Below are 14,249 nucleotides of genomic sequence, written 5' to 3'. Positions count from 1 at the left end.
TTCCTAATTTCCAGAATGACAATTCAATTAGAATTTAATATTTTAAATTGTTACTCCGGTTTTTGAATTAAATTCTTCTATCAATTTATCCCAAGTTGGAACAATGCTGAATCTTTCATTCCAATAATTTTCGTCATACCATTGAGCATTTAATTCTTCAACAGTTTTACCTTGCTGTTCAACCCATGTAAAATATTTCAAATTATGAATTGTTTTTTTATCATAGTAATTCAATTCTTTCAAATAATCAATACTTTGCTTTTTGATTGAACCGTACCAATCCAAATTTGCTTGTTTCTCTGAATATTCTCCAAGTTGTTCTGTCATTTCTATCAATCGTGAATCATACATATCTTTTGAGTCTGTAAAAATTGTAAAGATTATATCGTTCTCATTATACTCATTATACTTTGCTAATTTTATTGAACTAAGCAAATTACTGATTGATGAAATTCCTAAATAACTTAATTTTTCAACAACATTTTTATCAGCTCCAAGTTGAGCTAAAAATTCTTTTCCTTCCGGTTCATTAAATAAACGTAAAACTCTCATTGGATCTTCATCATCAATTGCAGCAATAAAATCCGTGTTCTTAACATTATGAACCCAAGGTATATGTTTATCGCCAATTCCTTCTATTCTATGTCCGCCAAATCCATTCATCAATAAAGTTGGGCATTGTAGAGCTTCCGAAGCTAAAATTTTAATTTGCGGATTTACTTTTCTCAAATAATCTCCGGCAGCAATTGTTCCCGCAGAGCCAGTTGCACTTACATAACCGCTAAGTCTTTGATTTTCTTTTTTAATTTGATTAAATAATTTTTCAATTGTATAACCGGTAATTTCGTAATGCCAGATTGGATTTCCGAACTGATCGAATTGATTGAATATCAAATACTCATCACTCTTTGCCTCAAGCTCGTGACATTTATCATAAATTTCCTTTACGTTGCTTTCGCAGCCCGGAGTTGCATAAACTTCTTCTGTTCGTTCACGAAGCCAATCAAATCTTTCTTTGCTCATTTCTTCCGGCAAAATTGCAACAGAATGAACAGAAAGTAAATTGGAATTAAAAACTCCGCCTCTACAATAATTTCCGGTTGAAGGCCAAACTGCTTTGTGATATTCGGGATTGAATCTTCCGGTTACCAAGTATGGAGCTAAACATCCGTATGTTGCACCAACTTTATGCGCACCGGTTGGAAAGAATTTCCCGACCAAACCAATTATTCTAGCATTAACTCCGGTAATTTCTTTTGGGATTTCTAAATAATTTATTTCGCCAATTCTTCCCGTTGTTGAATCATTACACCAATTTATTCTAAATAAATTTAATGGATGAAGTGCTTGTAGATCAATATTATCAAGCTTATTTTGAATTTCTGTTGGAATTGATTGCGGTTGTTTGAGCTGTTGAAATGTTGGTAAAATTATATTTTGTTTTTTACATCTTTCAATTGTTTTGGTAAGATATTCTTCATTTTCAATATTCCATTTCCACATAATTCCCTCAATATTTGAATTGATTTACAGTATAAATCTAATGTTTTTGATTATGAAATACTTTGCAATTTCATTTATCAAATTTCCAAAAATTCATAATCTTTTTTTTGCAGATTATAAAATTCAATTACATCATTTAGTAAACTTTCGCGAACTACAATTATAACTTTTGTATTTAAATTTAGTTTGTCTTCAATTATAAAACTAAAAGATTTATTTAATCCTTTTTTTGTCAATTCTAATTTTCCTATTTCATCAATAATTAACCAATTAGGATTTTTTAAATAACTTTCTATCAAAATATCATTCGCCCAATCAAAAGATTTTTCAAGAAAAAAATATTTTCCAACATTAATTATATTTTCACTTTGACCGGATACTTCAAATTCCTTCATAGTTTTTGAAGAAATATGATACAACATTCTTCTTTCGTTTACAATCGGAGCTAAAATTCCATCAACAGAATTTAATGTATTTATATAATTAAATAATTTTGTTGTTTTACCGGAATGAATTTTCCCGGTTAATATTTTAAACTTTTTGCTCAATTTTGTTTTTCTCAAACAATAAATAATGAATTAAAATTTTATCCAAAAAAGTAAATATTCTTTTAATACTTTTAATATTCTGTGTTTCATTCCATGAATATTTTATTATTGATTTTATAATTGGAAATACCTCAAGAATATTTTCAATTTCTTCTGCTTGCTTCTGTTTTCTTTTTATTAAAAACGTGTTCACAATTTTCAAGGCATTCGGTGAAATAAAATAATACCAAATTAAAAGAATTATTACTGATCGAAATAACATAATTATAATATTGATAGAAATATTTTTATCAAACTCTTTTATTGTATAAGAAAGCAAAATTAGCATAATGGAAAAAATAAGAATTCCAATATTAGATGGCTTCTGCCACCACTTTCTTTTTTTCTTTTTGAAATTTCTGTTTAAAAGAAAATCATTAAGTTGATCATTTAATAAAATGTTTTTTTGTTCGTTAATATTTAAAAGTTTTTTTGAAAAACCGGCAGCATAAAAACCCGCCATAATTCCACCGATTAAATGAATTGAAATATATATTCCAATAATTAAGTAGCTAATTTTGGGAAGAAGAATATTGTATGAGTTCGGCAAAATTTGATCTATTACAAATTTGAAAAAAATATCAATCGATTCCCAAAGCGTCATTCCAAAAATTACAGTTAGAACAAATATTTTTTGCACAGCAGAAAACAATAGTGATAAAATTCCTAATAGAATTGGGGAAATTTTATTGAATCCATTAAAAAATAAAATATACCCGAAAATGAATTGTATCAGAACAGCCAAATATGCGTTTAATGGAGTGTAAGGACTTACAATAAATTTTACAATTAATACTTTAATTGTCGATTCAAAAATTTCTTTTCTTGAGTCTGAAAAATAAGCAATTAGTGAAATAAAAATTACGGCACTGCTTCCTATAAATAATCCAGTGAGTGGAATTTTAAGAACATGTAGAATTCCACCGAGAGCTGCTTCACTAAAAGCCCACAATGCAGTAATTTTATTAACAATAACTTTATTTGAAAATTGATTTTCGATTTTTAACTTCCGATATATTCTATGATTTAGCAAGAATTTGTCTTAAATATATTTTTTTAAAAAAATTCTTTAATAGCATAAAAGGTATTTTTGTTTTAATAAAAAAATGTATATTTAAAACAAGTTGTTCTTATCGTTTCCTTAATGATTCATCAAAACTAAATTATTAAAATAAAATTACAAATAAATAATGGAGTTCCTATGGCAAAGATTGTTATAGTTGGAGCCGGATTTGCCGGACATACTGCAGCACTTTATCTCGGCGATTCATTAGGGAAAAATCATAGTGTAACTGTTGTGAACAGACAAAATTATTTTGCTTACATTCCTTCATGGGTTTGGGTTGGCATTGGACACATGCCTCCCGAAAAAACAACTTTCCCACTTGAACCAGTTTATTCAAAATTAAATGTAAATTTTATTCATGGAAAAGTAACCGAAATACATGCGGATAATCAGTTTGTTTTAGCCGAAGAAAATGGTTCAAATAATATTAAAAAACTTGAGTATGATTATTTAATAATTTCCACGGGACCAAAATTAAATTTTGATGGAACAAAAGGATTAGGTCCAAATGGATTTACATATTCAATTTGTACTTTGGATCATGCCGTTGCTTCGCGAGATAAGTATCTTGAAATTGTTGAGCGAATGAAAAAAGGCGAAAAGCAAAAAATTGTAATTGGTACCGGACATCCCGGAGCAACTTGCCAAGGTGCGGCTTTGGAATATATAACAAATATTCACAAAGATTTAGTTAAAAAAGGAATTCGCGACAAAGCGGAAATGATTTATTTTTCAAACGAAAGAGCTTTAGGCGATTTTGGAGTTAGAGGAGTTCAAGCTAAATATAAAGGTGAAGTTGTTTCCAGTGAGGATTTTATTGGTGCGGTTTTTAAACAATACGGTTTCGATGTTCAAGTTCAAAGAGGTGCAAAAGAAGTTAATGAAAAAAATATTTATTGGGAAAATTTTAATGGTGAATTTGGTGAAACTGAATATGATTTTGCAATGTTGGTTCCGCAATTTCTTGGTCAACCTTTTAAGTATGTTGGAAAAGATGGAGAAGATATTTCAAGCAAATTAACAAATCCCGGTGGATTTATTTTAGTAGATGGAATTTACGGATTAACGTGGGATGTACTTTCGGAAAATCCGGATGCGTGGCCCGCAGTTTATCAAAATAGAAATTATAGAAATATTTTTGCCGGAGGAATTGCATTTGCACCTCCGGGACCAATTTCCAAACCGCACACTACACCAAACGGAACATCAATTACAGCCGCTCCTCCAAGAACCGGAATGGTTTCTGGAATTATTGGAAGAATAATTGCTAAAAATATTATTGATCTGATTGAACGCGGAAGAATGACTCACCATGAAAGAATGAGTGATATGGCTGCTGCATGTATTGCTTCAATGGGAGATTCTCTTTGGGATGGTTCAGCAGCTACAATTATGATGTATCCGGTTGTGCCGGATGCTAGGAAATTTCCAAATGAACAAGGAAGAGATTCCTTTGTAACTCATATGGAAATGGGTTTAGCCGGTGCATGGATGAAAAGAATGATTCACACAACATTTATGCACAAATTAAGAGCTCGAATTGGTTGGAAAATTATTCCAGAATAAAGGAGTTTGAAAATGCAAATTACAAAACAAGATGAAAAATGGATGAATAATAAAGTTATTCAGTTTTTTAGATTTATAATTCTTAATCTTAAAATTCTAAAAGCAGTTGATCGAAGTAAAAGATCATGATTTTAAAATATTCTTAATCTTACTCTTAATCTTTTTCTTAATCTAATTGTGAATATTTTTGAGTAAGATTAGGATTAAGAATTAGAGCAAGAAAAAGATAATTTACTAATTCTATTGTAAATTATTTTAATTATTTATTTACAACAATCCTCATTAATGGCACAAAATTTTTAATCCGCAATTTTGATATATTTGATTTCATTTTTTTGAAAGATTCTAAAATTTTTATGATTAAACTTGCGCCAATTTTTATAATAGTTGCAGCAATGCTTTGGGGTTTTGATGGAATTGTATTACGTCCCGAATTATATTCTCTTCCGGTTGTTTTTGTAGTTTTTATAGAAAGTTCAATAACTGCAATTTATCTTTCACCTATTCTTGTAAAAAATTTAAACGTTCTCAAAAAATTAAATAAAAGTGATTTACTGGCATTTTTCGGCGTAGCATTATTTGGCGGAGCTATTGGAACTTTAAGTATTACAAAGGCATTATTTTATGTAAACTTTGTTAATCTTTCAATAGTTATTCTAATTCAAAAATTACAGCCATTATTTGCATTAACATTAGCCGCAATTTTCCTAAAAGAAAAACTTCCTAAACAATTTATTAAATGGGCAATTTTAGCAGTTATCGGTACATATATTATGACTTTTGGGTTTCAGATACCAAAAATTAATTCTGATAATAAAAATTTATTTGCTGCACTTTATTCAGCTCTTGCGGCTTTCAGTTTTGGATTTTCAACTGTATTAAGTAAACGTGCACTAAAAAATATTAATTTTGAATTAGGAACTTATTTGCGTTTTGGGATCACTGCACTAATAATGCTTATTTTTGTTTTAACTTTTAACGAATTTGATACAATTAAATTTGTTTCAAATTCTCAATGGTTAATTTTTATATTGATAGCTTTTTCAACTGGTGGTCCAGCAATTTTTCTATATTATTATGGATTAAAAAATATCACAGCTTCATCATCAACAATTCTGGAATTGGCTTTTCCACTTACTGCAATAATTCTTGAATATATTTTACACGGAAATATTTTGAGTTTTGTTCAATGGATTGGAGTTGCAATTTTAATTTACAGTATTACAAACGTAATAAAATTAAGCAGTTTAAACATCAAAAGTTAACGGAGAATAAATTAACTTTCTGAAATAAAAATGTTCATTCTTGAATTAAACTAATTGATTTGATAAATTTATTATATAATAAACTTGGAGAAGTGTAATGCCAGAATATCAAAAACATTTGTATATGATTGTTTATCCAATAAATGCAATGGTTGCATCACAACTTGAACCTGATAGATTTGGTGAACACTACACAATGGGAAGTGCAAAACATTTTAGCGGCAAAGTAATTTTTGCCGAATTAGATATTAATTTTAGAAACGATTATTTTGAAATAGACAAATATTTAGCGCTAACAGTTCCAGATGAAGGCGGATTGCCTAAAAAAACAAAATTTATTTCATCATACAATGTTTTAGAACATGTTGATCTTTCTGCAATCAAAAAACTTTTTTTATGTACAATTAACGGAAAGGTTTTGCCGATTGAACCAGCTGAATATACAGCATACAACCAACCCGGAATGATTAGAATTTACCAAGAAATTACTCCACTTGAAACTCTTGTTGCTTCTACAAAAGATCAAAGAGATTTTGGCAAATTTATAACTACTGGTACAAAATCTAAAGGTGCACCAAAAATTTGTTTTACACAAATTGATTTTAATATCGATCACTTTTTTGAAATTAATAAAAACAAAGAAATTTTTACAATTGATTTACCAGGTGTTAATCCATACAGATTTTTTAATTGTGTAAATGAACTTGTTGATAAACCGGAAAAAACTACAAAAACAATAAGTCTGGGAAGTTTGTTAAAAGAAATTTCTTACAAATTTTTACGTCATGGATTTTGGTTTGCCGCCGGAGAAGAATTGAAATTTTTCCCAATGCCCTCTGAAACAGAACTGGAAAATAAGTACTACTATTGGTGGAAACACGTATTATAATTTTATAAAAAAGGCGAGTCATCTGATTCGCCTTTTTATTTTTAAATCTCTTAATAATTTAATATTCTAATTTTCTTTTGGTTTGGGAAATGCAAACATTTTCACAAGATTTATTTTAATCTTGCTTGCGTGAAGAATTACAAAATCAAAATTATTAATTTTAACTTTTTCCCCTTTTGCGGGAATTCTTCCAAGATGAGAAGTTATAAATCCGGCAATTGTTGCGTAGTCTCCATCGGGAATGTCTAATTCATATTCTTCATTTAAAACATCAATTTCAATTCTTCCGCTAAGCACAAAAGTTTTATCATCAATTTTTTTGCAAACATCCGGATCTTCATCGTATTCATCTCTAATTTCGCCAAACATTTCTTCAATCAAATCTTCAACGGTTAATATTCCGGCGGTTCCGCCAAATTCATCAACAATAACCGTAAATGAAATTCTCTTCTCTAAAAATTCGCTAAGCATATCAAGACTTTTTTTTGTTTCCGGAACAAATAAAACTTCGCGAAGCACAGATTCCAAATTTGCGGGATTCTTAAACATATCATAAACATTAACAACGCCTTTAATATTATCTAAGTTCTCATCAAACACCGGCAATTTTGAATATCCGGATTCAATAAAAATATTTATTACTTCACTAATCGGAGAATCAATGCTAACACCGACAATTTCCGTTCTTGGCGTCATTGCTTCATAAACTTTTTGCTCTGCTAAATCAATAATATTTTTTATTATATCAGAATCTTCTTCATCAACATTTCCAACTTCTGATCCTTCAACAATTAGCGAATGAATATCTTCCTTATGCATAATATCGGCAACTTCATCCGATAAATCTTTTTTTCTTGTTAATAAAAGTGAAATTGAATCCGTTATTTTAACTAAGGGATATAAAATAAAAGAAATAATTTTAACCGGAATAGAGGAAATTAAAAGTAAAAAGTCTGAAAGTTCTCTACCAATATATTTGGGAATGAGCTCGCCAAAAAGTAAAAGTAGTAATGTTGAAATAAGCAAAATTATTGGTTCGCTAAAATTATAAATGCGTGTAAGAAAAATTGTAATCAGCGAAGCGAATGCAATATTTACAATGTTGTTTGATATTAAAATTGTTGAGAAAAAAGTTTGGGGATTATTCATAAAAAAAAGTGCATACTTTGCGGCAATATTTTTTTTTCGCGCCAATAATTCAATTTTAAGTTTGTTGGAAACAATAAATGCAAGCTCAGCAGAAGAAAAAAAACCGCTCATCAAAAGCAGAATGAATAATGCAATAAATTCAAAAGTCATTTCTAATAAACCTCATCTACATTTATATTTTCAATGTAATATTTTAATTCTTCTCCATTCGAATTAAAAATTAATTCAAATGTAACATTTTTCTTTTTATTGAAATTTTTATTTAATGATAATCCTTGCAAAGTAGAATATATAATTTCTTTGGAAGATTTTTCAATTTTCTGAATCGTTTTAGGTTGAATAAAATATAATTCGCTTTCCTCTTGATAAACTTTAATGAATTTTAATTCAATATCTTCAATTTTAATTTTATTATTTTGCGGAATAATAAATTTACCGCTTACATGAAATTTAGAATCGGAACCCGGCATTAAGTTTACCCAGCTTACGGTTTTTTCAATATTCAAATCAATATCGTTCATTTTTTTTGAGATTATATTTATCCCGCTTTCCTTCTTTTGAATTTTGGTTACTTCAGAAGATGAACAACTTATATAAAATAAAATTGTTACTAGTAAAAATATTTTAGTAATAATGTTTGTTTTCATTTTATCTAAAATACAATTGCTTCTTCGTAAATTCCAAACGGGACTTTTAGAACTTCTATCATTTCGCCAAGCGTTACATAATTTTCCGCAGCTTTAATAAGAATCGGCATAAGATTAACATTATTTCGCGCTGCAAAATCAAGCTCATTTAAACATTCTTCAACTTTTAAATTATTTCGTCTTTCCTTTAATTTAGCTAATCTTTCCTTTTGTTTTGCTTCAACTTCTTTAGAGATTTGCAGAATTGGAATATCAATTTTTTCATCTTTCTCAATAAATTCATTTACGCCGACAACAAATTTTTCTTTCTTATCCAGTTCAATTTGATATCGATAAGCACTAAGTGAAATTTCCTTTTGAAAATAACCGGCTTCAATTGCGGGAATTACTCCACCCAAAGAATCAATTGCAGCAAAAATCTTTTCAGCTTCTTCTTCCATTTTATCTGTTAATGATTCAATAAAATAACTTCCGCCAAGCGGATCAACTGTATTAATTACGCCGGTTTCATATGCCAATATTTGCTGAGTTCTTAAAGCAATTTTAACAGCCTTTTCACTTGGTAATGCTAAAGTTTCATCCATAGAATTTGTATGAAGTGATTGAGTTCCTCCAAGTACCGCCGCCATTGCTTGAAATGCAGTTCGCACAATATTATTTTCCGGCTGCTGCGCTGTTAATGTACAACCCGCAGTTTGTGTATGAAATCTCATCCACCAAGATCTTGGGTTTTTTGCACCATATTTTTCTTTCATGCGTTTTGCATAAATTCTACGAGCCGCTCTATACTTTGCAATTTCTTCAAAGAAATCTAAATGAGAATTGAAGAAAAAAGAAATTCTTGGTGCAAATTCATCTATATCCATTCCCCTTTCAATTGCATGTTCAATATATGCAAAGCCATCAGCGAGAGTATAAGCCAATTCTTGTACTGCAGTTGCGCCAGCTTCTCTTATGTGATATCCGCTTACAGAAACCGGATTAAATTGAGGAACCTCTTTTGTAGAAAACTCAATCATGTCAGTAATTATTCGCATTGAAGGTTTTGGAGGAAATATAAATTCTTTTTGCGCAATATATTCTTTTAAAATGTCATTTTGTAAAGTACCGCGGAGTTGATCAAATTTTACACCTTGTTTTTTTGCCACTGCAAGATAAAATGCATATACAATTGCAGCCGGAGAATTAATTGTCATGGATGTAGAAACTTGTTCTAACGGAATTCCATCAAATAAAATTTCCATATCTTCCAAAGATGAAATGGCAACACCGCAAATTCCAACTTCGCCAATACTCATTTCATGATCGGAATCATAACCCATTAAAGTCGGCAAATCAAACGCAACTGATAAACCGGTTTGTCCGTGTGATAACAAATATTTAAATCTCTCGTTTGTATCTTCCGGTGAACCAAATCCGGCAAATTGCCGCATTGTCCATAACTTTCCTCTATATCCGGTTGAATGAATTCCACGTGTATAAGGAAATTGTCCGGGGAATCCGATTTCACTAAAATTTTTATTCTCTAAATCTTCCGGCGTATAAAGAGGATTTACAGATTCACCGGAAACGGTTGTAAACTTTAAATTATTTTTTACGGATTTTTCAAAACTGTTTTCAAATTTTTCTTTTCCATTTATAAAAGTATTATCCAAAATATTTTCCTTTCATCTTTTGCATATAAAATAATAAAATTAGAGTTTATTTGAAGACGATTATTTTCAGATTATTATTAAGTTCTTCCAAACCTTTTATCAAATTCTGTTAACGGAATTTTAACAATAATTGGTCGCCCATGAGGACAAACATAAGGCATAGATGTTGCGAAAAGCTGATCAACTAAAATCCGCATTTCTCTTTCAGTTAATTTATCGCCGGCTTTAATTGCCGCTTTGCATGAATATGATTTTGCTATATTATCTTTTTGCTCTAAATGTTTTTCTTGATCGTTATTTTTATATTCATTTAAAATATCCAAAAATGTTTCAACTTCGGAACCAACATTTATATCAGAAGGAACTCCATCAATTACTACAACATTTTTAGAAAAGAATTTTAGTGCAAATCCTAATTTTGATAAATGCGGTTCAAGCTCCTTTACCAATAAATAATCAGCCGGATCAAGCTGTAAAGTTTGGGCAAAAAGTAATTGCTGTGTAAAAGGTAAATTTGCTTCAAATGAATTTATTGCTTTTTCATACAAAATTCTTTCGTGTGCAACATGTGCATCAATTATCATCAATCCGCTTTTTATTGGAGTTAAAATATATTTACTATGAAGTGCAACAATAAAAGTCGTATCGCCTTTTGGAGTTTCTTCAAAATTAATATTTGTTGGCGAATGATAAATTTGTTTTGTCGTATCTTCATCAAAAGGATGATCTGAATTTTCAATAATCACCGAATTTTTAATTTTATTATTTAACGAATTAAAAAGTAAATCAATTTTATTTTCGTTATAAGTTTTGGGTTTCTCTTTCCTTATTGTACTTTGACCAATAAAATTGGGGCGATCATCAAAATTATTTTTACCAACCGGATTTGGATAATTATTTTTTATTGATGTAGAATTATTTTCATTCTTGTTTAATTCAATGTTTGGAATTAGATCATATTGTCCCAAACCTTTTTTAACAACTGCTCTTATAAAATTGTAAATATTTTTTTCATCGTCAAACTTTACTTCTAACTTTGAAGGATGAACATTTACATCAACTTTCTGCGGATCTAAATCAATAAACAAAACAAAAAACGGATATTCACCTTTTTCAAGTAAATCATCAAAAGCTCTAAACACAGCATGATTTATTGATTTATTTGTTACAAATCTTTTGTTGATGAAAAGATATTGATCACTTTTACTTTTTGTTAAATAGGTTGGTTTTGAAATATAACCGTAAACAGAAATATAATCTGTTATTTCTTCAACTTTAATAACACCATCAAGAATATTGTCTGCAAAAATTTGCGTCATCCGTTCATCTAAATTTGAAGCTTTAAAATCAAAAACCAATTCGTCGTCGTTCCATAATTTAAAACTAATTGATGGATTACTTAACGCAATTTTCTTAAATGAATCAAGCAAATGTTTTAATTCGGTTGCGTACGATTTTAAAAAATTTCTTCTCGCCGGAGTATTGTAAAATAAATTTTTTACCGCGATAGAAGTTCCTTTTGGAAAACTTCCTTTTTCAATTTTGAGTTCATCATTTTCAACTTTTAGAAAAACTCCGACTTCACTTTCTCGTGTTTCTGTTTTTAGTTCAAAAATACTTACCGATGCAATTGAACTTAAAGCCTCACCTCTGAATCCAAATGTATTTATATTATTTAAATCTTCAATTGTGCTAATTTTACTTGTCGCGTGTCGCTCAATACTTAACAAAGCATCAGCTTCATTCATTCCAATTCCGTCATCAATAATTTGAACGAGAACTGTTCCGGCTCTTTTTATAAATACATCAATATTTTTTGCACCGGCATCAAGAGAATTTTCCATTAATTCTTTCAACACAGATTCAGGTCGTTGAACAACTTCCCCGGCTGCAATTTTATTAGCAATGTTATCGGGCAATATTTTTATTGAGTTACTTTTCATTTTTTATAAATGGAAAATACCAAATTATTGTTTCTTTTTTCGTTCATAATAATAAACATCGAAGTCATTATTTTTTTCTAATCGAATTAAATTCCAATTTGAAAAATTAATTTTAGGAAATTTTGTATCCCCTTCAACGGAAAATTTCATCACGGAAAGAATCATTTCATCTGCATTTCTTAAAGCAGATAAATAAATTTTATAACCGCCGCAAATAAATACTTTTTCAAATTTATTTTTTCTTAAATAATTATACGCTTTTCCTAATGTTGGAAAAATTAAGAAATCTTTTTTTTGTGAAGTTAAAGTTTTTGAAATAATAATGTTTGTTCTATTGTTTAATGGTTTATCAAAACTTTCGAAAGTTTTTCTGCCAAAAATTATTGCCGAATTTAACGTAGTAAATTTAAAGTGGTTTAATTCAGATTTTGATTTCCATGGAATTTTTCCATCGCTTCCAATAATTCCATTTTGTGATACTGCTGCAATAATTATTTTTTTTAATTCTGTTTTATTTTTTACCACGGAACTTTTATGTTAAGCTGTTCGAGTTTTTCTTCAAATTCAAATCGTTCTAAATTTTTAATAATTTTTTCATCCTTCTCTTTCAACCAGCCGAATTCTTTTGCCTTTTCTACCGCTTGTTGATTTTTTCCATTTGAAATTAAACTTAATAAATCTAATTCTAATCCGGAAAATGATTTTGAATTTAATATGTAATCTTCAAAAGCTTGCCAAGCTAAAGGAACCCATTTTTTTACAATTTCATTTCCAATTGTTTCAGCATATTTTCTAATTTCCAATTGAGCATGTTTGTGCATTCTCAAATGCAGAAAATGTAATAAATTGTGAAGATCAATTTTCCAATAAGCTTCCGTGTATGTTGAAAGCGGCAAGTCTTTTCTTGCTTGTTCGCGAGCTACACCTTTTTCAATTCTATTATTATATATATTCCAAATTTCTTTGTGAAGATTTTTTTCTTCATTAGAAAGTTTTGTACCTTCATCAATTGATAAAAAGCCTTCGCTTCCTTGTTTATTTGAGGTCGACTGCAATCTCCATTCATCTTCATTTGTTTTTGAAGCTTGATCAATTGCGATAGAGTAACGTGTAGAATATTCATTTACATTTGCGGTTCTGTGTCTAATCCATTGTCGCCAAGTATCCATTGGAACACGAACGTGTAATTTTATTTCGCACATTTCAAAAGGAGTTGAGTGCTGATGACGCATTAAATATCGTATCAAACCTTTATCTTGACTAACTTGCTTTGTTCCGGCACCGTACGAAACTCTTGCAGCTTGCACAATTGATTGATCGGAACCCATATAATCAACAACTCTAACAAATCCATCATCTAAAACTTTAAATGGTTTTCCAAGAATTTCATTTAATGAATTCACCATTGTTGGCTGTAAATTTTCAAAAACTTTCTCTTCGCTCATTATTCCCTTTAATAATATTTTTCTAAACTAAATTTTTAAATTCTTGAATTAATTTATTTTTCAATTCAAGCAAATCTTGACTAATTATTTTAACTTCACCTAAAACCGGCATAAAGTTAGTATCGCCGTTCCATCTTGGTACAAGATGAAAATGCAAGTGAGTATGAATTCCCGCTCCGGCAGCTTTCCCAATGTTAGCACCAAAATTAAATCCTTGCGGAGAAATTAAATTTCGCAAAGCAATTATTGCAATTTTATTTAGTTGAGTTATTTCATTCAATTCTTCATTTGTAAGTTCAACATAATCCGATAAATGTCGGTATGGAATAATCATTAGATGTCCATTGTTATACGGATAAAGATTTAACATCACAAAATTTAATTTGCCTTTATATACAACAAGGCAGTTTTCATTTTCCAAATCGTGATTTTCTATTCCGCAAAAAACGCAACTTTCGTCATCTTTGGCATTCTTAAAAGAATTTATATAATTTGAACGCCAAGGCGACCACATCTTTTCCAAATTGATATCTC

13 protein-coding genes are annotated in these 14,249 nt (G+C 29.6%); 3 read left to right on the top strand and 10 right to left on the bottom strand.

Going from position 1 to position 14,249, the window contains the following annotated elements; translation table 11 throughout:
• Positions 1-42 precede the first annotated feature (42 nt).
• From IPH62_13785 to IPH62_13775, 3 genes are all read right to left on the bottom strand, one after another.
• Positions 43-1,503 carry a pyridoxal-5-phosphate-dependent protein subunit beta gene (locus IPH62_13785; protein ID MBK7106346.1) on the bottom strand — a complete coding sequence of 487 codons (1,461 nt, stop codon included), beginning with the start codon at positions 1,501-1,503 and terminating at the stop codon, positions 43-45.
• 77 nt (positions 1,504-1,580) lie between these two features.
• Positions 1,581-2,051 (bottom strand): hypothetical protein, encoded by a 471-nt coding sequence (locus IPH62_13780; protein ID MBK7106345.1) that lies wholly within the window; start codon positions 2,049-2,051, stop codon positions 1,581-1,583.
• Positions 2,035-3,123 carry a hypothetical protein gene (locus tag IPH62_13775; GenBank protein ID MBK7106344.1) on the bottom strand — a complete coding sequence of 363 codons (1,089 nt, stop codon included), beginning with the start codon at positions 3,121-3,123 and terminating at the stop codon, positions 2,035-2,037. Before IPH62_13775 ends, IPH62_13780 begins: the two co-directional genes overlap by 17 nt.
• Positions 3,124-3,291: 168 nt before the next feature.
• Between IPH62_13775 and IPH62_13770 the strand changes: the two genes are divergently transcribed.
• The 3 genes from IPH62_13770 to IPH62_13760 all read left to right on the top strand — a co-directional run bounded on the left by IPH62_13770 (position 3,292) and on the right by IPH62_13760 (position 6,876).
• Entirely contained in the window at positions 3,292-4,722 is a 1,431-nt protein-coding gene (locus IPH62_13770) for an FAD-dependent oxidoreductase (protein ID MBK7106343.1), read from the top strand.
• A gap of 356 nt (positions 4,723-5,078) precedes the next feature.
• The gene (locus tag IPH62_13765) at positions 5,079-5,987 is read left to right on the top strand and encodes an EamA family transporter (GenBank protein MBK7106342.1); all 909 of its coding nucleotides are present in this window, start codon (positions 5,079-5,081) and stop codon (positions 5,985-5,987) included.
• A gap of 97 nt (positions 5,988-6,084) precedes the next feature.
• Positions 6,085-6,876: a hypothetical protein gene (locus IPH62_13760; protein ID MBK7106341.1), complete on the top strand. Its 792-nt coding sequence runs from the start codon at positions 6,085-6,087 to the stop codon at positions 6,874-6,876.
• Positions 6,877-6,942: 66 nt separating this feature from the next.
• Here the strand turns inward: IPH62_13760 and IPH62_13755 are convergent, their stop codons facing one another.
• The 7 genes from IPH62_13755 to IPH62_13725 all read right to left on the bottom strand — a co-directional run bounded on the left by IPH62_13755 (position 6,943) and on the right by IPH62_13725 (position 14,238).
• Positions 6,943-8,175: an HlyC/CorC family transporter gene (locus tag IPH62_13755; protein MBK7106340.1), complete on the bottom strand. Its 1,233-nt coding sequence runs from the start codon at positions 8,173-8,175 to the stop codon at positions 6,943-6,945.
• A gap of 2 nt (positions 8,176-8,177) precedes the next feature.
• Positions 8,178-8,672 carry a hypothetical protein gene (locus IPH62_13750; protein MBK7106339.1) on the bottom strand — a complete coding sequence of 165 codons (495 nt, stop codon included), beginning with the start codon at positions 8,670-8,672 and terminating at the stop codon, positions 8,178-8,180.
• A gap of 5 nt (positions 8,673-8,677) precedes the next feature.
• A complete protein-coding gene (locus IPH62_13745) occupies positions 8,678-10,327 on the bottom strand; it encodes a methylmalonyl-CoA mutase family protein (GenBank protein ID MBK7106338.1) in 1,650 nt (549 codons plus the stop codon).
• A gap of 77 nt (positions 10,328-10,404) precedes the next feature.
• Complete coding sequence (gene mutL / locus IPH62_13740; GenBank protein ID MBK7106337.1) at positions 10,405-12,270, bottom strand: DNA mismatch repair endonuclease MutL; 1,866 nt, start codon at positions 12,268-12,270, stop codon at positions 10,405-10,407.
• A gap of 24 nt (positions 12,271-12,294) precedes the next feature.
• On the bottom strand, positions 12,295-12,795 hold the full coding sequence (locus tag IPH62_13735) for a dihydrofolate reductase (protein ID MBK7106336.1): 501 nt from the start codon (positions 12,793-12,795) through the stop codon (positions 12,295-12,297).
• The gene (locus IPH62_13730; protein ID MBK7106335.1) at positions 12,789-13,715 is read right to left on the bottom strand and encodes an FAD-dependent thymidylate synthase; all 927 of its coding nucleotides are present in this window, start codon (positions 13,713-13,715) and stop codon (positions 12,789-12,791) included. Before IPH62_13730 ends, IPH62_13735 begins: the two co-directional genes overlap by 7 nt.
• 22 nt (positions 13,716-13,737) lie before the next feature.
• A complete protein-coding gene (locus tag IPH62_13725; protein ID MBK7106334.1) occupies positions 13,738-14,238 on the bottom strand; it encodes an HIT domain-containing protein in 501 nt (166 codons plus the stop codon).
• Positions 14,239-14,249 lie beyond the last annotated feature (11 nt).

The organism is Ignavibacteriota bacterium (genome assembly GCA_016708125.1).
Classification (GTDB): domain Bacteria; phylum Bacteroidota; class Ignavibacteria; order Ignavibacteriales; family Melioribacteraceae.
The sequence above is the reverse complement of the archived record's forward strand: the minus strand, read 5'-3'. Positions and strand labels throughout refer to the sequence as shown.

What these genes read in the sequence shown, in the direction of transcription:
- IPH62_13765 (MBK7106342.1), top strand. Translation starts at nt 5,079, where the DNA reads ATGATTAAACTTGCGCCAATTTTTATAATAGTTGCAGCAATGCTTTGG.
- IPH62_13760 (MBK7106341.1), top strand. Translation starts at nt 6,085, where the DNA reads ATGCCAGAATATCAAAAACATTTGTATATGATTGTTTATCCAATAAAT.
- IPH62_13755 (MBK7106340.1), bottom strand. Translation starts at nt 8,175, where the DNA reads ATGACTTTTGAATTTATTGCATTATTCATTCTGCTTTTGATGAGCGGT.
- IPH62_13770 (MBK7106343.1), top strand. Translation starts at nt 3,292, where the DNA reads ATGGCAAAGATTGTTATAGTTGGAGCCGGATTTGCCGGACATACTGCA.
- IPH62_13730 (MBK7106335.1), bottom strand. Translation starts at nt 13,715, where the DNA reads ATGAGCGAAGAGAAAGTTTTTGAAAATTTACAGCCAACAATGGTGAAT.
- mutL (MBK7106337.1), bottom strand. Translation starts at nt 12,270, where the DNA reads ATGAAAAGTAACTCAATAAAAATATTGCCCGATAACATTGCTAATAAA.
- IPH62_13785 (MBK7106346.1), bottom strand. Translation starts at nt 1,503, where the DNA reads ATGTGGAAATGGAATATTGAAAATGAAGAATATCTTACCAAAACAATT.
- IPH62_13750 (MBK7106339.1), bottom strand. Translation starts at nt 8,672, where the DNA reads ATGAAAACAAACATTATTACTAAAATATTTTTACTAGTAACAATTTTA.